This window comes from Flavobacterium aquariorum, from assembly GCF_003254745.1.
GTDB lineage: Bacteria > Bacteroidota > Bacteroidia > Flavobacteriales > Flavobacteriaceae > Flavobacterium > Flavobacterium aquariorum.
Genome location: NZ_QKXH01000004.1, coordinates 1 through 24146, shown reverse-complemented (window position 1 = coordinate 24146; position 24146 = coordinate 1). Strand labels below are relative to the sequence as shown.

Sequence of the window (24146 nt, the reverse complement as noted above, 5' to 3'; positions counted from 1 at the left end):
AGCTAACCAATTAAAAACGAATCAAAATGAAATATAAAATATTTAATTATGCAGCTGGTTTCTTTACGCTTGCATTAATAACTACAAGTTGCGTTAGTGATGACGCTTTAAATCAATTGGATCCAAATAATGATTCTGTAGATAAATTTTGGTCAACAGATCAAGATGCCCTCGAAGGAATCAATGCCACTTATTCAAGCTTATTGACTGATGGAACGTACATGAGAAGTACTCCATTACTATTAGACTTAAAAGGAGATGATACTCGAAGTAACAGTCCTTGGGGAGCTATGTATAATGTAGGTCGTTTTAACTCAAATGTAACTGATGCCGCCATTTATGGTTGGTGCTATGAAACATGTTATCAAGGTATCTTCAGAGCCAATCAAGTTTTGACTAATGCACCAAAAATCAATTTTACTGATGCTGAACTCAAAAACAGAATACTTGGTCAGGCTTATTTCTTAAGAGGACTGTATTTGTTTCATATGGTAAACATGTTTAAAAACGTACCTGTTCCTACAGAAATAGCAGTTTACTATCCACAAAAAACGCAAGAAGAAGGATGGGCTCAAGTAATTGCTGATTTTAAAGCTGCTGCTGATCTACTACCTACTACTTATGCAAATGTTCCAGGTATAGATGCAGGACAAAAAGGACGTGCAACCAAAGGAGCTGCATTAGGATACTTAGGAAAAGCCTATTTATTTACCAAAGATTTTACAAATGCAAAAGCAACTTTCAAACAGGTAATTGATTCAGGCGTTTACTCTCTAGTTTCAAATTATCGTGATAACTTTACAGATGCCAACGAAAACAATTCAGAATCTTTATTCGAGGTTCAATTCAGTAGAGAAGCAGGTGGAGTTGCATTAGGATGGGGTGGAATACCAGCATCAAACTGGGGTAAAACTTCGGCAAGAGCAATTACATACGGACCGAGAGCTTTTGGATGGACAGACGTACAACCAACTTGGACTTTATTTAATGAATATCATGATGAATTAACAACTTCTGGTGCTGTAGACCCTCGTTTGGATGCTACTATGTTTTATAACAAACCTGGAACAAAACTTTACGGACAAGATTTTGCTACATTTTATGCTGCTAATCCGGGAGATTTAAATGATTTATTTTGCAGAAAATATGAAAACTCAGATGGTGCCTATGCAAACGAATTCGACTGGCGTTCTGGAATCAACGAGCGTTTGTTACGTTATGCTGATGTATTGTTAATGTATGCTGAATGTTTGAATGAAACTGGTGATACACCAGGAGCGTATACTTATATTCAAATGGTGAGAGACCGTGTAGGTTTGCCAAACTTAAGCACTGCAAAACCAGGGCTTAGTCAAGCTGCCATGAGAGACCAAATAGGTCACGAAAGATTCTTGGAATTCCCTCTTGAAGGTCACCGTTTCGATGATATTCGTCGTTGGGGATGGTTACAAGATGCTGCAAAACTAGCTTGGTTAAAAACAAGAGATGTAGAGTATGCTTCGTATGCACCAGGAAGAGAGTATTTCCCAATTCCGCAATTAGACATGGACAACAACCCTGGAATGGTTCAAAATCCAAGTTATTAATATTTATTTGAGTTAGTTTAGTTAGAATTTTTAATATCATGTGGTGAACTTTCCGTAGTTTGCCACGTGATATTATAAAATAAAGCCATTATGAAAAAAGTCATATTATCCATGTTTATTATTGCTTTTTGTAGCCAAACCAGTTTTGCTCAAAAAGAAACCACTGTACTTACCATTAAAAATACTGCAAATGCTCCAACTATTAACAAAAACATCTACGGCCATTTTGCAGAGCATTTGGGAAGGTGTATTTATGGAGGCTTTTTTGTTGGTGATACTTCTAAAATACCAAATACAGCCGGCGTTCGTAACGACATTATTGACGCTTTAAAAAAGTTAAAAATCCCTAATCTTCGTTGGCCTGGTGGTTGTTTTGCAGATACATACCACTGGAAAGACGGTATTGGTCCAAGAGAAAACAGACCAACAATCGTAAACAGATGGTGGGGAGGAACTACCGAAGACAATAGTTTTGGAACCCATGATTTCTTGAATTTATGTGAAACGCTTGGCGCTGAACCATATCTTTCAGGGAACGTAGGTAGCGGAACCGTACAAGAACTGGCAGACTGGGTACAATACGCCAACTTTGGCGGTAAAAGCCCGATGAGTGATTTGCGTAAAAAAAACGGAAGAACAGAACCTTGGAAAGTTAAATTCTGGGGAATTGGAAATGAAGCGTGGGGTTGTGGAGGAAATATGACAGCTGATTATTATGTGGGCGAATATAGAAAATTTGCCACGTTCATGTCTGATTGGGAAAACACAGGCGGTTTAACTCGTATTGCTTCGGGATCTAATAGTGCCGATTATAATTGGACCGAAACTTTAATGAAAGACATTCCACTAAATATGCTAGGAGGAGTTGGAGTACACCATTATGCTGTAATCGATTGGGCAAAAAAAGGAGATGGTGTGGATTACACCGAATTTGAATATTTCCAAACGATGAAATCAGCTTTGAAAATGGAGGAATTGGTTACCAAACACTCCGCCATTATGGACAAATATGATCCAGAAAAAAAAGTGGCAATGATTGTAGACGAATGGGGAGCTTGGTATGAAGTGGAAAAAGGGACAAATCCTGGATTCCTTTACCAACAAAACACAATGAGAGATGCAGTTTTGGCTGGATCAACTCTTAACATTTTCAATAATCATGCAGACAGAGTTCGTATGGCCAACTTAGCGCAATGTGTTAATGTTTTACAGGCTGTTATCCTTACCGACAAAGCCAAAATGATTCTAACGCCAACGTATTATGTAATGCAATTGTACAGCGTGCACCAAGATGCACAACAATTACCTATTTCCATAAAATCACCATTATACACTTTTAATGGCGAATCACTTCCTGCTTTAATGGCTTCAGCTTCGAAAGACAAAAAAGGATTGACACATATTTCATTAGTAAATGTGGACTCTAAAAAAGAAAACACTGTAGAGATTGATCTTAATGAACTTGGTATCAAATCTGTAACTGGTATGATTATCGGTTCATCAAAGCTACAGGATTTCAATTCATTTGATAACCCAACAAAAATTCAACCTGTTACTTTCAAAGGCTTTGATGTTAAAAAAGGAAAACTTACAGTTAACATCCCTCCTTTTTCAGTTATAATGTTAGAAGGCAAATAAACGATTCACCATGAAAAAATCAAATTCCATTGTAAGAGTAGCGTGCTATTTAGTGCTTGTTCTAAGTATAGCAGTCTCGTTGGGTAGTTGCTCCAAAGGGGATGATCCTACACAGGAGCCAACTCCTACTCCTACTCCAACACCGACACCAACTCCTACCCCTACTTTCGATGGGCCTACCTACGCAGACAATTATTCCTCGATTTCCTCTTGGGGTAGTAATTCACAATGGAATTTAGCCAACGTACATGATCCGTCAGTAGCCAAATGCGGTGAATATTATTATATGTACCAAACAGACGCTTCCTACGGAAATGCAACAGATGGACACGGGCATTTTTTCTACAGACGTTCCAAAGATCTTATTAATTGGGAATTCATGGGATCTTCCATGACCACGGCTCCGGCTTGGGTTAAAGACTCTTTGAATAACAAAAGAGCCCGAATGAATCCTGCATTGCCAGCCATTACAAATCCTAATTATGGCTATTGGGCACCCTGTGTTCGAAAAGTGGGAAATATTTACAGAATGTATTATAGCATTGTGGTCGACAACCCTATAATTGGAACTACTTTTGATAACACCTGGGGCGAAAGAGCCTTTATTGGTTTGGCCGAGACAAGTGATTTGGCATCCAATGTTTGGGAAGACAAAGGAATGGTGGTGTGTTCAGAACCCGATGGTGTAAAACCATATTCATTTACAGGAACCAGAAACTGGGATGATGCTTATTTTAAATTCAATGCAATTGACCCTAGTTTTATTGAAACAAAAGAAGGAGAGCAATACCTGATTTACGGTTCTTGGCATTCTGGTATTGCAGCTTTAAAACTGAATCCAACTACCGGAAAACCAGATCAACTGAAAACCTTGAGCGACTATGGGACTCGCATTGCTACACGTAGCGCGACAAGTCGTTGGCAAGCATCAGAAGGTCCGGAAATTATCTACAACCCCGATACAGATTATTATTATTTATTTTTAGCCTATGATGGTTTGGATGTACCATACAACACCAGAGTTTGTCGTTCCAAAAACATTATGGGACCTTTCCTCGGAATTGATGGTGCCAATGTAACAAGCGGTGCCGATTGTTGGCCAATGCTGACACATCCTTATGGTTTTAATAATCATACTGGTTGGGTTGGAATTTCGCATTGTGCTATTTTCCAAAATCCGGAAACTAAACAGTGGTTTTATTCCTCACAAGCTCGTTTACCAAAAGATGTGCCGGGAATCAATGTTTCCAATGCTATAATGATGGGACATGTTCGCGAAATCCAATGGACTGAAGATGGATGGCCGGTAGTTGCTCCAGAGCGTTATGCTGGTGTACCTGCTACTACCATTACTGAAGCTTCTTTTATTGGAACATGGGAACAAATCACCATGAATTATCAATATGCAGCCATTCAAAAATCAGCTACCATTTACTTGACCGCCGACAAAAAAGTAAGCGGTGGTGTTTCAGGAACCTGGGCATATGACAGCACCAACAAAACATTGACCGTAAATGGTGTAAAATGCAAAGTAAATGATGCCTGGGATTGGGAAAGCGCCACTCGCAAAGTGACTCTAACTTATTCTGGACTTACTGAAACTGGCGTACCAGTATGGGGCAAAAAAATAAATTAATCTTAAGACAATCAAAACCCTTTTTTAATCTTTAAAAAAGGGTTTTGAATTTCAACAAATTACGTCTTCACAAAATCAAACTATAATGAAAAATATTTTTATCCCTATTCTTTCTTTTGTTCTGATAACATCATTCAAAACAATGGCGCAAGATAATACTTCGGCTTCCGCCAATGGACCAAAAAAAGCTACAACATCAGTTACCAATAATCCAATCATCAAAGACAAATACACTGGAGATCCAGCGGCTTTGGTTTACAAAGACAAGGTGTATCTCTATGCAGGTCATGATGAAGCACCCAATGATTTTAATTTTTATAAAATGAATGAATGGTTGGTGTATTCCACCTCAGACATGGTGCATTGGCAGGAACATCCCGTTCCATTAAAAGTAACTGATTTCGCTTGGGCAAAATCCGATGCTTGGGCAGCTCAAGTTATTGAACGCAACGGTAAATTTTACTGGTATGTCACTGTTGAGCACGGAACTATTAATGGAAAGGCCATTGGAGTTGCGGTTTCAGACAGTCCGACTGGGCCTTTCAAAGATACACTTGGAAAAGCACTTATCACCAATGATATGACAACCCAGACAAGCATCACCTGGGATGATATCGATCCAACAGTGATGATAGATGATGATGGACAGGCCTATCTTTTTTGGGGAAACACAGTTTGCCATTATGCCAAACTAAAAGCAAACATGACAGAACTTGATGGCCCAATCCAAACCATTCCTTTACCTAATTATACCGAAGCTCCATGGATTCACAAGCACAACAACTGGTATTACTTATCGTATGCCTATCAGTTTCCTGAAAAAATTGCCTACGCCATGAGTAAATCCATCAACGGGCCTTGGGAATACAAAGGCATTTTGAATGAAATAGCAGGAAATTCAAATACCAATCACCAAGCGATAATCGATTTCAAAGGAAAATCGTACTTCATTTACCACAATGGAAGCATCGAACCCAATGGTGGTAGCTTTAGAAGATCTGTTTGCGTTGACCGTTTGTTTTACAATAAAGACGGGACTATGAAAAGAGTGATTATGACTACTGAAGGGATAACGAAGTAGATTGCAGATTGCAGAATTAAGATTGCAGAATGCAGTCGCAGTATCCAGACTAAAATTGAATCTAGATTGCGTAATGGCACACGGATTTTACAGATTTACACGGATTTATAATACCTAAATAAAAAATAAAGTTCTGTGAAAATCCATGACATCTGTGACATCTGTGGTTAATTTACAGACTCAAAATCATTAAAACTTATACTTTCTTAAATGCCTTATATGGTTAAAAAAACACAATCATGAAACTACATAAACTATATTCCCTCTTACTTGTTTTAATTGTGACCTCATCATTTGCCCAGGATATTACTGTCCATGACCCAGTGATGATCAAGCAAAAAGATACTTATTATTTATACTGCACCGGAAAAGGCATCAGTGCTTTTAGTTCCAAAGATTTAAAAAGCTGGAATCCGGAACGCCAAATATTCAAGGAAAAACCTGTTTGGGCAGATGCCGTGGTTCCTAATTTTGACAATCACATTTGGGCACCGGACATTTCTTTTCACAACAACATCTATTATTTATATTATTCGGTTTCTGCTTTCGCAAAAAATACTTCGGCGATTGGAGTGACGACCAACACCACTTTGGATCCAAAAGACCCCGCCTACAAATGGGTAGATCAGGGAATTGTTATTCAATCCATTCCCAATCGAGATCTTTGGAATGCTATCGATCCTAATTTGACTTTTGACGAAAACAATACGCCTTGGTTGGCTTTTGGTTCTTTTTGGGAAGGGTTGAAAATGGTCAAATTAAATTCCGATTTAAAGTCAATCGCACAACCGCAGGAATGGCATACTATTGCAAAACGCAAAAGAACATTCGAATTAGCTGATACTGATCCAGGTGATGGCGCTCTAGAAGCTCCTTTCATCTTCAAAAAAAATGGTTATTATTATGAATTCCTATCTTGGGATTTATGCTGTCGAGGCCCAAAAAGCACCTACAAAGTTGTTGTTGGAAGATCAAAAAACATTACAGGCCCTTACGTGGACAAAGAAGGGAAATTATTAACCGAAGGTGGTGGAACTTTGTTGATTCAAGGCGGCCAAAACTGGTATGGAGCTGGACACAACAGCGCTTATACCTTTGACGGTAAAGATTATATTATTTTTCACGCATATGATGTTAAACAAAAAGGAAGGCCTATTTTACAGATAGAAGAATTGAAATGGGATGCTGATTTATGGCCAACGCTGTAAAAAAATTTAAATTATTTTAAAAATGTATTTTATACACTTATTTTATTTATCTTGCACATTGCTAATAAAAACCGTTTATGAAATCGCCATTAACAAGCATTTTGCGAAAGCAAACACCTATAAATAAAAAGGCGATACCATATATGACCAATGACAATTAAATTTTACATATATGAAAATTTTTAATTTAAAAACCAATGCATTACTTCTGATTGCTTCATTCTCGCTTTCAAGCGCTACGAATGCTCAGAATACTGCAACCAAAAACACAGGATATCCTATTACACCAGTCAACATCCAGAATGTTAAAATAACCGATGCTTTTTGGTTACCCATCATCAAAAGAGTACAGGAAAAAACCATAGAATATGCCATTCATAAATGTGAGGAAGAAGGACGTCTTGACAATTTCTTGATTGCGGGCGGAAAAATGAAAGGGGAAGTAAAAGGACAAATGCCTTTTGACGACACCGATGTGTATAAAATAATTGAAGGAGCTTCGAATACCCTAATAAGCGAACCCAACCCTAAATTGGAAAAATTATTGGACTCCCTTATTGGCATTATCAAAATTGGCCAAGAAAAAGATGGATATTTAACGACTTGGAGAACCATCAATCCTGCCAAACCGCCTGCACCGTGGGTTCCTGTTATAGAAGGAAAACGTTGGGAATCTTTACAAATCAGTCATGAACTGTACAACCCAGGGCATATGATAGAAGCCGCAGTAGTACATTATGAAGCAACTGGAAAAAGAAACTTCTTGGACATTGCCATCAAAACTGCCGATATGTTAGTGCGTACTTTTGGAGACAATCCAGACCAAGTTCATGGCGTTCCGGGTCACCAAATTGTAGAAACGGGTTTAGTAAATCTATATAGAATAACCAATAATAAAGCGTATTTGAAATTAGCCAAATACTTTTTGGACAACAGAGGGAATCCAAAAAACCATAAACTTTACGGTGCTTATGCACAGGATGACATTCCCGTTATTCAACAAAAAGAAGCAGTGGGACATGCCGTGAGAGCCGTTTACATGTATGCAGGAATGACCGATATTGCCGCAATATACAACGACAAAGACTATCTAAATGCAGTGAATGCTTTGTGGACCAATATGGTAAACAAAAAAATGTACATCACTGGCGGTATTGGTGCCATACATGACGGAGAAGCCTTTGGAGCAAACTATGAATTACCAAATCTAACTGCTTACAACGAAACTTGCGCAGCCATTGGCGATGTGTATTGGAACCACAGACTGCACAATATGACTGGAAGTTCTGATTATTTTGATGTGATTGAACGCTCTTTATACAACGGTTTAATCTCTGGTATTTCATTGGACGGAAAACAATTTTTCTATCCAAATGCACTTGAATCAGATGGAGTTTACAAAAACAACAGAGGCTCTTGCACACGTCAAGCTTGGTTTGACTGTTCTTGCTGCCCGACCAATTTGATTCGTTTTATTCCTTCGATTCCGGGATTGATTTATTCCACAAGCAAAAACACGCTTTATGTTAATTTATATGCTTCGAATACGGCAAAAATTTCTTTAGACAAAACAGAATTACAAATCTCACAACAAACGAATTACCCATGGGACGGTAAAGTGGCAGTAACCGTTTCTCCCAAAAAAGAAAGTGAATTTACTATCAAATTAAGAATTCCTGGTTGGGCAAGAAATCAAGTTTTGCCTGGAGATTTATACAGCTACAAAAATACCGCTTCCGCAAAAGTTACCCTAACGATAGATGGAAAGCCTTTCGATTATAAAGAAGACAAAGGATACATTACTATTACAAAAAAATGGAAAAAAGGAGAAACTGTAACACTCGATTTTCCAATGGAAGTTAAAGAAGTCGTGACCAATACCAAAGTAGAAGGCAACATCGGAAAAGTAGCTTTAGAATACGGCCCCATTGTGTATGCTATTGAGGAGATTGACAATCCAACCGATTTTGATAAAATCACTGTCGATGCCAATGACACTTTCAAAGTAACAAAAGAAAACAACCTTTTGGAGGGAGTAAATTCCATCCAAACGAAACAATTCAAAGCCATCCCTTATTATTCCTGGTCTAATAGAGGCATTGGAAAAATGAAAGTTTGGATTGATTTAAAAAAATAAATTAAGATGCTAAGATTCTAAATTACTGAGAGTCTAGTTTTTGAACTAAATAAAAAAATAAAAGGAACATGAAACCGAATTTAATCACCAAAATAACCCTTTGCGGCCTTTTGCTAAATGGAATATATTCCCAAGCGCAAACAACTCTTGAAGTCAATACCACTAAAACCATTACCAAAATTCAGCCAACAATGTATGGTATCTTTTTTGAAGACATCAATTTTGCTGCCGATGGTGGTTTGTATGCCGAAATGGTAAAAAACCGTTCATTCGAATTTGACGATCCTTTGATGGGTTGGAAACAGCCAAAAAGTGACAAACATAATTACAATACCGAATCTGGAATCGCAGTTCCTGTTCAATTTTCGAAAAAAGGAACCAATCATAATTATTGCCGAATTACGGTAAAAGATGCTAAAGGCTATGAAATCATCAATGAAGGTTTCAGAGGAATGGGAATTAAAAGCGGAGCAAAATACAATTTGACTCTAAAAGCATCCAAAGAAGCTGGAAACATTTCGAAGATCATTATTCAATTCATTGGAAAAGATGATAAAATTTTAGGCGAAACGAGTGTTGTTCCTACAACTTCGGAATGGAAAGAATATACCGCACAGCTTATTCCAACAGCTACTGAAGCGAAAGCAAAATTGCGTTTTACTTTTGAAGGGACAGGAACTATCGATTTAGATATGATTTCATTATTCCCGCAAGATACTTGGAACAATAGAAAAAATGGTCTTCGTAAAGATTTAGTACAATTACTATATGATATGAAACCTGGCTTTTTACGTTTTCCAGGTGGATGTATTGTTGAGGGAAGAACTCTTGCACAGCGTTACCAATGGAAGAAAACAGTTGGAGAAGTTGATAATAGAGAAAGCTTAGTCAACCGCTGGAATACAGAGTTTGCGCACAAACCAACACCAGATTATTTTCAGTCTTTTGGTTTAGGATTTTTTGAATATTTTCAATTATCAGAAGATATCGGAGCTAGTCCATTACCAATTTTGAGTTGTGGAATGGCTTGTCAGTTTAATACAGGCGAGTTGGTTCCTATGGATCAATTGGACCCTTATGTTCAAGATGCAATTGACTTAATTGAATTTGCCAACGGCAGCATAGATACTCCGTGGGGAAAAGTTCGTTCGGATATGGGACACCCAAAACCGTTTAATTTGAAATTCATTGGAGTCGGGAACGAACAATGGGGAACAGATTATATCGAGCGTTACAAAGTATTCGAAAAAGCAATCAAATCAAAACATCCAGAAATTACGATTGTTTCAGGAAGTGGGCCATTTCCAGAAGGAGATTATTTCGAGTATGCCCAATCGGAACTTAAAAAATTGAATGCCGAAATCATAGATGAGCATTATTATAAAGATCCAAAATGGTTTAGAGAAAACGCAACTCGTTACGACAATTACGACCGAAAAGGGCCAAAAATTTTCGCTGGAGAATATGCAGCACAAACGGTAGCCATTGCAAGTCCTGACAACAAAAACAGTTGGGAATGTGCTTTTTCTGAAGCCGCTTTTATGACTGGAATGGAACGTAACGCTGAAGTAGTTCATCTTACTTCGTATGCTCCTTTATTTGCTCACGAAGAAGGTTGGCAATGGACACCAGATATGATTTGGTTTAATAATTTAGAGTCCTTTGGTACACCAAATTATTATGTGCAAAAATTATTCGCAAACAATAAAGGAACTGATTTACTATCCATAACCAAAGATGGAAAAGCGCTTATTGGTCAAAACGATTTGTTTGCATCGGCGGTGAAAGATGTCAATACCAAAGAAGTAATTGTAAAAGTAGTTAATACTTCTGCAAAAGCACAAGAGGTTACTGTTGATTTAAAAGGAAGCAAATTACAATCAAAAGGAACTGTTATTACTCTTACAAGTCCAAAACTTGAAGACGAAAATTCATTTGCTTCTCCTAAAAAAATAAGTCCAACAGAAAGCGAGTATATCCTTAAAAGTGAGAAAGCACAATTAAGCCTTCCGGCCTATTCTGTTACTGTTTTGAAGTTGAAAATGAAATAAACAGAACAGCACAAATGTATTTTAAACACTTGTTTTTTATTTCCTTCGTAAACACCAGTAATACTGCCGTTTCAATAAAAATGTCAATGCAAAATAAATTAAGTGTTTTTTATACACTTATTAAATAATTATATATATTTGTACGTATTAAAAAAGTATTTGTGATGAAAAATTATGTAATAGGATTAGATTACGGCTCAGATTCTGTTCGTGCAGTATTGATAGACACTGAAAATGGACAGGAATTAGCATCAAGCGTTTGTGATTACAAGCGATGGAAAAATAAAGAATATTGTAATGCCTCAATAAATCAGTTTCGTCAACATCCTTTGGATCATATCGAAGGGTTGGAAACTACCATAAAATATGTAGTTGAAAATAGCAAAGTAGATTCCTCCTTAATTCGAAGCATTTGCATTGACACTACAGGATCTTCTCCAGTGCCAGTTGCCGAAGATGGAACTCCATTGGCACTGACCAAAGGTTTTGAACATAATCCCAATGCCATGATGGTTTTATGGAAAGATCACACGGCAATAAATGAAGCGAACGAAATCAATGAATTAGCGTCCAACTGGGGCGGAGAAAATTTCACTAAATACGAAGGTGGAATCTATTCATCTGAGTGGTTTTGGGCAAAAATTCTTCATGTTGCCAGACAAGATGAAGCGGTAAAAAAAGCGGCCTATACTTGGATGGAACATTGTGATTTAATGACCTACTTATTGATTGACAATAAAGACTTAAAATCGTTCAAAAGAAGCCGTTGCGCCGCAGGCCACAAAGCGATGTGGCACGAAGACTGGAACGGTTTACCTCCTACAGCATTTTTAGAAAAATTGGATCCGTATTTGGCATCGCTTCGCGGAAGATTATACGATGAAACTTATACTTCAGATTTGGTAGCGGGTCATTTAAACCAAGAATGGGCTACCAAATTGGGACTTTCAACAGATACTGTAATCGCAGTAGGTACATTCGATGCACATTCAGGAGCAGTAGGAGCCAAAATAGACGAACACACTTTGGTACGTGTAATGGGAACCTCTACTTGTGATATTATTGTTGATACTAAAGAGTCTATCGGAACAAAAACCGTTCGTGGAATTTGTGGACAAGTTGACGGATCGGTAATTCCAGGATTCATAGGTCTTGAAGCGGGACAATCTGCTTTTGGGGATTTATTGGCTTGGTACAAAGAATTATTATTATGGCCAACAGAAAATTTATTGACTGCCTCTACCCTTTTGACCGACGAACAAAAAGAACAATTGAAAGCTGAAATCAGCGACAATTTAATCATACAATTAACTGCCGAAGCAGAGAAAATACCATTATCCGAAAGTGTTCCAGTAGCATTGGACTGGATTAATGGAAGAAGAACTCCAGATGCGAATCAAGAACTTAAAAGCGCCATTGCAAATTTATCTTTAGGAACAAAAGCACCGCATGTATTCAAATCATTGGTAAATGCCATTTGTTTTGGTTCTAAAAAAATTGTAGATCGTTTTGAAGAAGAAGGCGTTCGAATTGACACCGTAATTGGTATTGGTGGTGTGGCTCGTAAATCGCCATTCATCATGCAAACATTAGCCAATGTATTGAACAAACCTATCAAAGTAGCTTTATCAGATCAAGCACCTGCATTGGGAGCTGCTATTTATGCTGCCGTTGCTGCCGGAATTTATCCAAACGTAATTGAAGCGGCTCAAAAAATGGGAAGCCCTTTTGAAAGCGAATATGCTCCACAACTCGACAAAGTAGCTGCTTATAACAAGTTGCTTTTGGCATACGACCAATTAAGTGCTTATGCAGATCCATCCATTAAAAAACAACAACATGAGCTCTATATATAAAGACTTAAAGCAAGAATGCTACGAAGCGAATATGCAGTTGAACGCATTGAATTTGGTAGTTTACACTTTTGGAAACGTTAGCGCTGTCGATCGCAAAAATGGTGTTTTCGCCATTAAACCAAGCGGAGTTCCTTATGAAGACCTAAAACCGGAAGACATTGTTATTGTCGATTTTGACAACAACATCATTGAAGGCAGTATGCGTCCCTCTTCGGATACCAAAACACATGCTTATTTATACAAGAACTGGCCAAACATTGGTGGTGTGGCACATACGCATGCGACCTATTCGGTAGCTTGGGCACAATCGCAACGCGATATTCCAATTTTTGGAACCACTCATGCCGATCACTTGACCGCCGATATTCCTTGTGCAGCGCCAATGGCCGATTCACTTATCGAAGGAAACTACGAACACAATACCGGAATCCAGATTTTGGATTGTTTCAAAGAAAAAAACCTTTCGTACGAAGAAGTAGAAATGATTCTGATAGGAAATCACGGACCATTTGCTTGGGGAAAAAACGCTGCCAAAGCAGTTTACAACAGTAAAGTATTGGAAGTCGTAGCTGAAATGGCCTATCTGACTTTGCAAATAAATCCTAATGCTCCTCGATTGAAAGATTCTCTAATCAAAAAGCATTACGAACGCAAACACGGAAAAGATTCCTATTACGGACAGTAATTTTAGTTTAAGGTTTCTTTAGTTTAAAGTTGTTTAAACTAAAACGAAACTTTAAACAATTTTAAACTTTAAACAATTTTAAACAAAATATTATAATGATAGATATATCTCAAAAAGAAATTTGGTTTGTAGTAGGGAGCCAAGAATTATACGGTGAAGAAACATTAAGAAAAGTAGCCGAACATTCTCAAATAATTGCAAAAGGATTGGACGCATCCTCAAAATTACCAGTAAAATTGGTATACAAAGATGTAGTAAAATCACCTGCACAAATCACGAATGTATGTTTGGAGGCAAATTCCAATAAAAACTGTATTGGTATCGTGGCTTGGATGCACACTTTTTCACCAGCCAAAATGTGGATTGGTGGCTTAAGCATTTTGAATAAACCATTATGTCACTTACATACACAATTCAACGCTGAAATCCCTTGGGCTAGTATTGACATGGACTTTATGAACTTGAACCAATCGGCTCACGGAGACAGAGAATTTGGTTTTATCATGTCCAGAATGCGTAAAAAACGCAAAGTGATTGTAGGACACTGGGAAGACGAACGCGTTCAAACCAAAATAGGAAACTGGACAAGAGTGGCATTAGGTTGGAACGAACTTCAAAACCTGAAAGTAGCCCGTATTGGTGACAATATGCGTGAAGTTGCCGTTACCGAAGGTGATAAAGTAGAAGCCCAAATTCGTTTTGGAGTTTCAGTTAATGGTTTCGATTCCTCGGATGTGACCAAACATATCGAGAAAATAACAGATAAACAATTGAATGATTTATTGGCACTTTATGAAGCTTCTTATAATTTGACTCCATCATTGAAAGAAGGCGGTGCACAAAGACAATCATTGGCAGATGCAGCAAAAATCGAATTGGGATTGAGAGCTTTCTTGGAAGAGGGCGGTTTCGGAGCTTTTACCGATACTTTTGAAAACTTGGGTGTTTGGAAACAACTCCCTGGAATTGCAACGCAACGTTTAATGGCCGATGGTTACGGTTTTGGTGGTGAAGGAGACTGGAAAACGGCTGCAATGGTTAGAGCTTTGAAAGTAATGAATGTGGGACTTGAAGGAGGAACTTCATTTATGGAAGATTACACCTATCACTTTACACCTCAAAAATCTTATGTTTTAGGATCACACATGTTGGAAATTTGTCCATCTATCGCTGATGGAAAACCAAATTGCGAAGTACATCCATTAGGAATTGGAGGAAAAGAAGATCCAGCTCGTTTGGTGTTTAATTCACCTGCTGGAGATGCTATCAATGTGTCACTTGTGGATATGGGAACCCGTTTCAGATTAATCGTAAACGAAGTAACAGCTGTAAAACCAATGGCCGATTTACCAAAACTTCCAGTGGCACGCGTATTGTGGGATTGCAAACCAAACCTTGATATCGCTGCAACTGCTTGGATTCTTGCTGGTGGTGCGCACCATACGGTTTACAGCCAAGCGGTAACTACTGAATTTATGGAAGATTTTGCCGATATTGCCGGTATCGAATTATTGGTAATTGATGCAAATACCACTATCCGTAATTTCAAAGATACTATCAATGCTAATGAAGCTTATTTCCATATCTTCCAGCACCGTTTATAATTTAACATAAAACTATAAAGCCCTAAAGTCGAAACCTCCAGTTAATTTTTTAACTTTCGCCTTTAGGGCTTTAAACTTTACGCTTTTAATTAACTAAAAAACTAAATAATTTATGAATCTAGTAAAACGTTGTATTTATGGAATTTCCATTTTAAGTTTAGCGAGTATGAATGTGCAGTGCAAAGGAGAAAAAAAAGAAGATGCAGCAGAAACTGCTCTCGAAGCTAAGGCTACTGATTTAGTATCTATAGCCAAAACGGTTTATGGTAAAACAGACAAAGGGGTGCAAATAGACCAATACACGCTGAAAAACCACAAAGGCATGGAAGTAAACATCATCACTTACGGTGGTATTATCACTTCGTTAAAAGTGCCTAACAAAGCGGGGAAATCCGAAGAGGTGGTTATTGGTTTTAACTCATTGGAACAATACATGAAAGCCAATCCGTATTTTGGAGCCCTTATCGGAAGATATGGAAACCGTATTGCGAAAGGAAAATTTACTTTGGATGGAAAACAATATTCATTGGCCATCAACAACGAACCAAATGCTTTGCACGGAGGACCGGAAGGTTTCCACAGAGTGGTTTGGACAGCAGAGGAAGCCAAAGGCGGTGACTCAGCTTCTCTAAAATTGAAGTATGTAGCCAAAGACATGGAAGAAGGCTATCCTGGAAACTTAACAGTTTTTGTAACCTACACGTTGAACAAAGACAATGCATTGGACGTATTGTATGAAGCTACAACCGATAAGAAAACGGTTGTGAACTTAACACAGCACTCGTATTTCAACCTGTCATCTGATTTCTCTAAACCAATTTTGAATCACGAAATCACAATCGATGCAGATAAATTGGTGCCAGTCGATGCAACGCTTATTCCAACAGGACAATTGACGGATGTAACCAATACTCCTTTCGATTTCAGAAAACCTAAATTGGTTGGGAAAGAAATTGGTGCCAATGACGATCAGTTGAAAAAAGGATTGGGTTACGACCACTGTTGGGTGCTAAACAACCAAGGAAAAGGAGAACGTTTTGCGGCCTCAGCTTATGACGCAACAAGCGGAAGAGTATTGAAAGTATATACCGATCAACCGGGAATTCAATTCTACTCCGGTAACTTCCTTGACGGAACTTTACCAATGAGAAACGGCGGAACATATGCCCACAGAACAGGTTTTTGTTTAGAAACCCAACATTATCCAGATTCACCAAATCAAAAAGATTTCCCAACGACAGTTTTAAACCCAAGGGAAAATTATAAAACAAAAACAACTTTCAAATTTTCAGTTAAGTAATTTAAAATACTAGCTATCATATAATTTGGTTATTTGTTGAATATCTAGTTTAGAAACTGACTATTGTTGGTTTTAAGTTCCTCGGGAGGTTATACTTCCGAGGTTTTTTTGTTTGTAAATATTAAAACACATTACAATTTGCAACGCTTTTGTTAATTTATTCAATTATTTCTTATATTTGAGAGATAACTATTATAAAAACTATTTACAAATGAAAAATTCAATCAAACTATTACTTCTGTTATTAATATCTTCAATATTTGGAATCGCAAATGCTCAGGTTGAGATGAATTTTAAATTTGACACGCCTTATGGTAAAAACACCTCTGTTGGAAAATTTGCTGAAATCAATGGAGCTAAAATCTACTATGAAGAATATGGCAAAGGAGAACCTTTGTTATTGATTCACGGAAATGGAGGAAGTATTGAATCAATGGGAAATCAGATTGATTATTTTAAAAGCAAATATAGAGTTATTGTTGCCGATAATAGAGGGCAAGGCAAATCGGAGTTGAAAACAGATTCTTTGACCTTCGTTCAGATTACAAAAGATACAGAGGAATTAGTTAATAGGTTAAAACTAGATTCGATAAGTATTATTGGATGGAGTGATGGTGGAATTGTTGCTTTACAAATGGGTATTTCGGGTAAGTCAAAAATAAAGAAAATTGTCGCGATGGGGGCAAATTTAAGACCTGATTCTACAGCTATTTATTCGTGGGCAGTAAAAGATCTACAGAACATGAGAAAAATGATTATCTCAAAAATTAAAGAAAAAGATACTAGCGAGAATTGGAATCTAATGAAACAAATTTCTGGACTTTTGGCAGATCAACCTAATATTGCAACTAAAGATTTATCAAAAATTAAAGCAAAAGTGCTTGTAATAGCTGGTGATAGAGACGTAATCAGAAATGAGCATACCGTTGAAATTTTCGAAAATATACCTAAAGCACAAATATGTATTATGCCTAGAGAAACCCATTTTGCACCGGCTTCAAGTCCGGAAGTATTTAATGCATTAGCGAATAAGTTTTTATCAGAACCTTTTAAAAGACCAGATTCGGATTGGACTAAATGGGGTAAATAAAAGTAGACTTAAAGCTTTATTTTTATGACAGCTTCGCATTTTTGTGAGATTAATTTGTTACAACCTATAAAATCTTAATTTAGCAAAATGAAACATCTTTTTAAAGCAGAAGCAAAATGGAATTCAGATCAAAATCTAATAGATTCAACGAAGAGATTTTACAGCAAAAGCCATAAAATTATAATCGAAGGAAAACCAGTTTTAAATGTTTCGGCTGCAAAAGCTTTCAAAGGTGATCCAGAATTATACAATCCGGAAGATTTACTTTTAAGTAGTTTAGTTTCCTGCCACATGATGTCCTATTTGTATGTCTGCTCTGAAAACGGAATAGAAGTTTTGGAGTATTCAGACAATGCTGAAGCAACACTTGAAGTTTCTCCAGACGGAAGCGGGCGTTTTGTTACGGTCACATTAAATCCTGAAGTAAAGATTTCCAATTCAAGTCAAATTCAACTAGCTTTGGATTTACATCAAAAAGCAAATCAATTATGTTTTATTGCTAATTCTTGCAAGTTTCCTATTTTGCATAATGCAAGTTGTGAAGTAAAATAAATAAGCCATATAAGTTTACTAACATGAACTTATATGGCTTATATGGTTGTAAAAAAAACTACATCTTCACAACAACCCTCCCGCTCGGCGAAGTCTCCAGACTTCGAACTTTTTTAAAGATGTTATTGTAATACGTAAATCTACTAAAAGTCTCCCGACTTTTTTCGTTAACATCTTATAAATTCAAAACGTTTGTTTATAAATCGAAGTGCTCCCTCTTTAAACAAAAATAAAAAAACTACAAAATAAAAGGTTCTAACTTTGTAGTTTTTTATAACCCTTGATATGCAAACAATTCTAAAGAAATTACGTAAAAAGTCAGGAGACTTTTTACATATTTAGCATTTTCAAGAACTTTAAAAAAAACGCAAAGTCAGAGACATGCGGAGCAGGAAAATTATAAAGCAAAAACAACTTTTAACTTTTCGATTAAGTAAATTAAATACTAGTTATCATATAATTTAGTTATTTGTTGAATATCTAGTTTAGAAACTGACAAATGTTGGTTTTAAGTTCCTCGGGAGGTTTTTTTGTTTAATAAACACGATTGGACAATTATAAAACAACTGCTATTAAGTCAAAATTTAAAAATACCTACTTAAGTAATTATAAAAAAAAGGCTCAAATCGTTCATACGGTTTGAGCCTTTTTCATTTTTAAACTATACTGTTTATCTCTTAATAATTTTTTGCTGATGTTCTAATCCATTTTCAAAATGAATCTTAACAAGATAAAGACCATCGCTTAAATTACCTAAATCAATACTGTTATTTATTGCTTTCCCTGCTTGAACAACACTTCCATTCATAGCAAAAATTTGATAATCCAAAGCAGCAGAACTAGAACTGATTTGCAATAAACTACTCACTGGGTTTGGATATAAAGAAACTGTTGTCATTTTAGCTGTAACCTCTTCTTTAAGTCCCAATTTAGCAGTACTGGCTCCCCAAGTATAGGAATATCCATTTGTTTTATTCAATAAATCAGCCGTTTGATTAGCTGTCCCGCTAGAACCATTATTGAAAATCAAATTAATGGATGTTGGTCCTGTAATAGTATATTTATAGAAACCATTAACATCTGCAACCATAGTTACTCCTGGCCAAGTTGTATTGGCAACACTTCCGGTTGGAACTGCATTCCAATAGTGTACTTTTGGCACTACTGTCCATGTAGTAGGCGGTTTAAAATAAACCGTTAAAGTAGGAATGGAAACAAAAGTATAAACCTCTGTTTTTATAGCAGATAATGTTCCACCTGTGTTTTTTACAAATGCTTTTACTGTAGTATTTGCAGTAATTGAAAGTGTTTTTGTTCCAACAGCAGAAGCCGAAGATGTCGTAGGAGCAGTTCCGTCCAATGTATAGTAAATTGTCGATGTAGCTACATTGGCAGTCAATACTGGACTTACCGTTGTTCCTGTAGTAAATGTCCCTCCAGCTGGCAAAATTGTCAAATCTGGCGTGACAACTGGGCATCTGTTTGCAGGCTCAGCGCTTAACCAAGCGGCATCATAATATTTAATTCCTGCAGTTGCAGTTAAGTCTGCAGTTTTTAAAGTCCCATCGTTAAAAATTAAGTTAGAGGCACTAACTGTGGACGGGAAAGTAAATGTATACCAATCACCACAATCCTGAGTCATGGCAACTCCAGGCCATGCAACCACCGGCGCTGTCCCTGTTGTTCCCCAATAATAAATTTTAACGGCAGAATTCCAATTTGTTGGTTTTTTGAAATAAACCGTAAATGTTGTTGGTGTACTAAAAGTATAAGTTTCGGTTTTTACTGCAGATGAAGTACCTGCTGTGTTTATCACCAATGCTTTTACGGTTGTATTGGCCGTAATTGACAGTGTTTTTGTCCCAACAGCCGATGCTGAAGATGTTGTAGGTATCGTTCCATCCAATGTGTAATAAATAGTTGAAGTATTTACATTGGCAGTCAATACAGCACTTACCGTTGTTCCAGTAGTAAAAGTCCCTCCTATCGGTGAAATAGTTAAGTCTGGCGCAACAACAGGACATCTATTAACGGGTTCTCCGCTCAACCATGCACCATCATAATATTTAATTCCAGCAGTTGCTGTTAAGTCGACAGTTTTTAATGTTCCATCGTCAAACAACAAATTAGTAGCGCTTACTGTAGAAGGAAAAGTATATTTATACCAATCCCCACAATCTTGTGTCATGGCAACTCCTGGCCAAGCAACCACCGGAGCAGTTCCCGTTGTTCCCCAATAATACACTTTTACGGATGAAGCCCATGTCGTTGGTTTTTTGAAATAAACTGTAAATGTTGGAATCGCAGCAAAAATATAAGCCTCTGTATAAACAGTAGAACTTACATTGGCAGTATTTTTTACAAATGCTTTCAAAGTAGTATTGGCAGTAATAGAAAGCGTTTTGGTTCCAATAGCAGAAGCTGATGCAGTTGTAGGTGTTGTACCATCCAAAGTATAATATATTGTAGAAGCTGTATTATTAGCCGTTAATACCGTACTTACGGTTGTTCCAGTTGAAAATGTACCTCCAGCCTGAGAAATCGTCAAACTCGGCACATCAACGACAGTTCCTTTGTCCCAGATTGCAAAACCTGTACCTGATATTTTCAAAATCCAACCCGTTCCAGACGGTGACCAATTATCAGATCCCAATTTCATAGCCACTTTATCATCAATAATAGCAGCATATAAATTGTTTGTCGCAGCAACAATGTTTAAGTTTGAAGTGCTGCTCAATCCGTTATCTTTTCTTATTTTAATCATGGCATCAATTTCATTTTTGATACCCCAATTGAAATAATGAGGCCACCAAACCATTGGTGTACCAGGATGTGTCAGTAAATAAGCATATCCTTTTAATACTTGATCACCAGGAAAAATCCATAAGTCCTGCCCATAAGGTTTTGGTCCCGTATCATGGTTATCCAACATTGTTACCGCATTAGATGGCCACACCCCTATTAATCCTGAAGCTTTTCCAGAACTATCTTTTAGGTAACTCAAATTATTATCCTTAAATGCATTTTGCAAAGCACTTTTGGTTGCAAAATCAAAAGCAGTTGACGATGCTGTAGCAGTACCACCTTTGGTATAATCCAACCATTTTACAATTCTGCTTCGATCTCCTTCCAATAATTCTCCTACTGAAAAATAAGGATTCGTGGCATCATTGTATTCTTTGATGTATTTGCCATCATATCCATGTACAAAATCATAACGCCATCCATCAAAACCAATGTCGTTTTTCAACCAATTCATCCAAGTTTTAATTCCATCTCTAACTAATGGATTGGAATGGTCTAAGTCTCTTGCTGCTGAAAATGAACCTGATTCTCCAGCAGATTTCAAACCGGCCGCCACAGGATCATAATCTGGCGCACCCGTTCCCTTTTGTCCAGAAGCACTAATATTGGAAGTATTACAGATAGACCAAGTTTCCGTAGGTGTATTCCAAGATGGTGTAGAAAAATCATACCATCCAAGAGTTCCCCCTCTATGATTAATCACAATATCTGCAATCACTTTGATGTTTTTTGAATGCAGATCCGTAATCAAAGACACTAATTGTGCCTGTGTTCCCTGAGCATTATTCAAATCATACCATACAGTAGGAATGTACCCCATACCTCCTGTAGATTTACTAGGTGGCGGAAGCCAAATAGCATCAAAACCAGCAGTTTGCAAAGTGGCTGAGTTGCTTTTTATAACTTCATACCATTTAGTTGCTGATACATCTGTTGTCCAGTGAAAACCCTGGATCATAACTTCTTTTCCGGTTGCTTTTGCTTGTGAAAAAACAAAATAATGGAAGAGAAGAAACAAAATCATCGAAAAATAATGTTTTAATTTCATAAAGTTTATTGTAGTTTATTTGGGTTAATATTATATGAAATTAACAATAAAAAGCATAATTTTTTACATATTTAATTTTAATTCGCTAAAATTATTACACTAATCAACAATCAAACGTTGTAGTAGCAGTTCTTGTTAATAAATAGTTAAACCGATAAATAACCAAATGAATATCAGCAAGTTAAAATCACTTAATTTGAAAATTTATTTGACAAAAAAAAAGGCTCTAAATGATGATACATCAAGAGCCTTTTTGGGTAAAAAATTTACTTTTCTATTTTTTTATAAACTTCTTATAATACTGTCTCTCATTTTCAAATTTAATTTTAACTACATAAATACCTTCATTTAAACTACTCACATCAATAGTGTTATTAACAGGAATACCTTCTCGTAACACTCTGCCATGCATCTCTATAATTTGATAAAATACCGAATGAGAATCAGAGCTGATATGTAAAATATCACTCGCCGGGTTAGGATAAATAGTAACCAAATTTTCAACTCGTTCGTTTTCAATATTTCCAAGTGTTTCTTCCCATGAAAAAGAATAACCATCTGTTTTATTTAGTAATTCTGCAGTTTGATTATTTGCTCCTGTCGAGCCGTTACTAAAAATTAAATTAACACTAGTTGGCCCAACAATAGTATACTTATAAAAACCATTTAAATCAGCAACCATTGCTGATCCAGGCCATACACTATTAACAATACTTCCTTCAGGAATAGCATTCCAGTATTGAACTTTTGGTACTACTGTCCAAGAAGTAGGTGGTTTAAAATAAACAGTAAGAACATTCACTGATGTGAAACTATACACTTCAGTTTTTACAGCCGAACTCACATTGCCCAGATTCTTAACAAAAGCTTTCAAAGTAGTATTCGCTGTTATTGACAACGATTTTGTTCCAATTACCGAACTTGAAGCTGTCGTAGGCTCGGTTCCATCTGTTGTATAATAAATCGTTGATGTATTTACATTGGCAGTCAAAACAACATTTACAGTATTTCCAGTTGTGAACGATCCTCCTGCTGGAGCAATAGTCAAATCTGGAGCAGCACTAAAACTATACACTTCGGTTTTCATCACTGAACTTGTATTGGCTGTATTTACAACAAAGGCTTTCAAAGTGGTATTGGCTGTAATAACTAACAATTTACTTCCAACCGAAGAATTCGAAGCTGTTGTTGGCTCGGTTCCATCTATGGTATAATAAATTGTTGAAGTATTTGCACTCGCTGTCAACACCACATTTACAGTATCTCCTGTTGTAAACGACCCTCCAACTGGCGAAATGTTAACCACAGGGGTAGAACTAAAACTATACACTTCGGTTTTTACAGCAGAACTCACATTGGCAACATTCTTAACAAAAGCTTTCAAAGTAGTATTCGCAGTCATTGACAAAGATTTTGTTCCAATTGCTGAACTTGAAGCTGTCGTAGGCTCGGTTCCATCTGTTGTATAATAAATAGTAGATGTATTGACATTGGCAGTCAAAATAACATTTACAGTATTCCCTATGGCAAAGGTTCCTCCTGCTGGCGAAATACTTAAATCTGGAGTAGAACTAAAACTATATACTTCGGTTTTTACAACCGAACTCATATTGGCAACATTCTTAACAAAAGCTTTCAAAGTAGTATTCGCAGTTATTGCTAAAGATTTGGTTCCAATTGCTGAACTTGAAGCTGTCGTAGGCTCGGTTCCATCTGTCGTATAATAAATAGTAGATGTATTGACATTGGCAGTCAAAATAACATTTACAGTGTTACCTATGGCAAAGATTCCTCCTGCTGGCGAAATACTTAAATCTGGAGTAGAACTAAAACTATATACTTCGGTTTTTACAGCCGAACTCACATTGG

Annotated in this window: 15 protein-coding genes; 13 read left to right on the top strand and 2 right to left on the bottom strand. The window is 36.9% G+C overall.

The window, feature by feature from the left end:
• Positions 1 to 26 precede the first annotated feature (26 nt).
• From DOS84_RS07490 to DOS84_RS07430, 13 genes are all read left to right on the top strand, one after another.
• On the top strand, positions 27 to 1586 hold the full coding sequence (locus DOS84_RS07490; protein ID WP_111409515.1) for a RagB/SusD family nutrient uptake outer membrane protein: 1560 nt from the start codon (positions 27 to 29) through the stop codon (positions 1584 to 1586).
• 90 nt (positions 1587 to 1676) lie between these two features.
• Positions 1677 to 3224: an alpha-N-arabinofuranosidase gene (locus tag DOS84_RS07485; RefSeq protein WP_111409514.1), complete on the top strand. Its 1548-nt coding sequence runs from the start codon at positions 1677 to 1679 to the stop codon at positions 3222 to 3224.
• A 10-nt stretch (positions 3225 to 3234) separates the two neighbouring features.
• Complete coding sequence (locus DOS84_RS07480; protein ID WP_111409513.1) at positions 3235 to 4860, top strand: arabinan endo-1,5-alpha-L-arabinosidase; 1626 nt, start codon at positions 3235 to 3237, stop codon at positions 4858 to 4860.
• Between the two features lie 85 nt (positions 4861 to 4945).
• Entirely contained in the window at positions 4946 to 5941 is a 996-nt protein-coding gene (locus DOS84_RS07475; protein WP_111409512.1) for a glycoside hydrolase family 43 protein, read from the top strand.
• A 239-nt stretch (positions 5942 to 6180) separates the two neighbouring features.
• Positions 6181 to 7149 (top strand): arabinan endo-1,5-alpha-L-arabinosidase, encoded by a 969-nt coding sequence (locus DOS84_RS07470; RefSeq protein ID WP_111409511.1) that lies wholly within the window; start codon positions 6181 to 6183, stop codon positions 7147 to 7149.
• A gap of 172 nt (positions 7150 to 7321) precedes the next feature.
• Positions 7322 to 9286, top strand: a complete 1965-nt coding sequence (locus DOS84_RS07465; RefSeq protein ID WP_111409510.1) for a glycoside hydrolase family 127 protein — start codon at positions 7322 to 7324, stop codon at positions 9284 to 9286.
• Between the two features lie 68 nt (positions 9287 to 9354).
• Positions 9355 to 11337, top strand: coding sequence for an alpha-L-arabinofuranosidase C-terminal domain-containing protein (locus tag DOS84_RS07460; RefSeq protein WP_111409509.1), 1983 nt, complete (start codon positions 9355 to 9357; stop codon positions 11335 to 11337).
• Positions 11338 to 11501: 164 nt separating this feature from the next.
• Entirely contained in the window at positions 11502 to 13193 is a 1692-nt protein-coding gene (locus tag DOS84_RS07455; protein ID WP_111409508.1) for a ribulokinase, read from the top strand.
• Positions 13177 to 13878 (top strand): L-ribulose-5-phosphate 4-epimerase, encoded by a 702-nt coding sequence (locus DOS84_RS07450; RefSeq protein WP_111409736.1) that lies wholly within the window; start codon positions 13177 to 13179, stop codon positions 13876 to 13878. Before DOS84_RS07455 ends, DOS84_RS07450 begins: the two co-directional genes overlap by 17 nt.
• Before the next feature lie 95 nt (positions 13879 to 13973).
• Complete coding sequence (araA, locus tag DOS84_RS07445) at positions 13974 to 15482, top strand: L-arabinose isomerase (RefSeq protein ID WP_111409507.1); 1509 nt, start codon at positions 13974 to 13976, stop codon at positions 15480 to 15482.
• Positions 15483 to 15594: 112 nt separating this feature from the next.
• Entirely contained in the window at positions 15595 to 16782 is a 1188-nt protein-coding gene (locus DOS84_RS07440) for an aldose epimerase family protein (protein WP_111409506.1), read from the top strand.
• A gap of 211 nt (positions 16783 to 16993) precedes the next feature.
• Positions 16994 to 17872 (top strand): alpha/beta fold hydrolase, encoded by an 879-nt coding sequence (locus DOS84_RS07435; protein WP_111409505.1) that lies wholly within the window; start codon positions 16994 to 16996, stop codon positions 17870 to 17872.
• An 87-nt stretch (positions 17873 to 17959) separates the two neighbouring features.
• Positions 17960 to 18424 (top strand): OsmC family protein, encoded by a 465-nt coding sequence (locus DOS84_RS07430; RefSeq protein WP_111409504.1) that lies wholly within the window; start codon positions 17960 to 17962, stop codon positions 18422 to 18424.
• A 670-nt stretch (positions 18425 to 19094) separates the two neighbouring features.
• Here DOS84_RS07430 and DOS84_RS07425 read toward each other — a convergent pair.
• Both DOS84_RS07425 and DOS84_RS07420 read right to left on the bottom strand, forming a co-directional pair.
• Positions 19095 to 22277 (bottom strand): starch-binding protein, encoded by a 3183-nt coding sequence (locus DOS84_RS07425; protein WP_111409503.1) that lies wholly within the window; start codon positions 22275 to 22277, stop codon positions 19095 to 19097.
• Positions 22278 to 22551: 274 nt separating this feature from the next.
• Positions 22552 to 24146, bottom strand: a 1595-nt coding sequence (locus tag DOS84_RS07420; protein WP_124020622.1) for a chitobiase/beta-hexosaminidase C-terminal domain-containing protein, incomplete at its 5' end; no start/stop codon positions are given.

Excerpts from the sequence above, each read along its gene's own strand:
- DOS84_RS07490 (WP_111409515.1), top strand. The coding sequence starts at position 27 with ATGAAATATAAAATATTTAATTATGCAGCTGGTTTCTTTACGCTTGCA.
- DOS84_RS07485 (WP_111409514.1), top strand. The coding sequence starts at position 1,677 with ATGAAAAAAGTCATATTATCCATGTTTATTATTGCTTTTTGTAGCCAA.
- DOS84_RS07480 (WP_111409513.1), top strand. The coding sequence starts at position 3,235 with ATGAAAAAATCAAATTCCATTGTAAGAGTAGCGTGCTATTTAGTGCTT.
- DOS84_RS07475 (WP_111409512.1), top strand. The coding sequence starts at position 4,946 with ATGAAAAATATTTTTATCCCTATTCTTTCTTTTGTTCTGATAACATCA.
- DOS84_RS07470 (WP_111409511.1), top strand. The coding sequence starts at position 6,181 with ATGAAACTACATAAACTATATTCCCTCTTACTTGTTTTAATTGTGACC.
- DOS84_RS07465 (WP_111409510.1), top strand. The coding sequence starts at position 7,322 with ATGAAAATTTTTAATTTAAAAACCAATGCATTACTTCTGATTGCTTCA.
- DOS84_RS07460 (WP_111409509.1), top strand. The coding sequence starts at position 9,355 with ATGAAACCGAATTTAATCACCAAAATAACCCTTTGCGGCCTTTTGCTA.
- DOS84_RS07455 (WP_111409508.1), top strand. The coding sequence starts at position 11,502 with ATGAAAAATTATGTAATAGGATTAGATTACGGCTCAGATTCTGTTCGT.
- DOS84_RS07450 (WP_111409736.1), top strand. The coding sequence starts at position 13,177 with ATGAGCTCTATATATAAAGACTTAAAGCAAGAATGCTACGAAGCGAAT.
- araA (WP_111409507.1), top strand. The coding sequence starts at position 13,974 with ATGATAGATATATCTCAAAAAGAAATTTGGTTTGTAGTAGGGAGCCAA.
- DOS84_RS07440 (WP_111409506.1), top strand. The coding sequence starts at position 15,595 with ATGAATCTAGTAAAACGTTGTATTTATGGAATTTCCATTTTAAGTTTA.
- DOS84_RS07435 (WP_111409505.1), top strand. The coding sequence starts at position 16,994 with ATGAAAAATTCAATCAAACTATTACTTCTGTTATTAATATCTTCAATA.
- DOS84_RS07430 (WP_111409504.1), top strand. The coding sequence starts at position 17,960 with ATGAAACATCTTTTTAAAGCAGAAGCAAAATGGAATTCAGATCAAAAT.
- DOS84_RS07425 (WP_111409503.1), bottom strand. The coding sequence starts at position 22,277 with ATGAAATTAAAACATTATTTTTCGATGATTTTGTTTCTTCTCTTCCAT.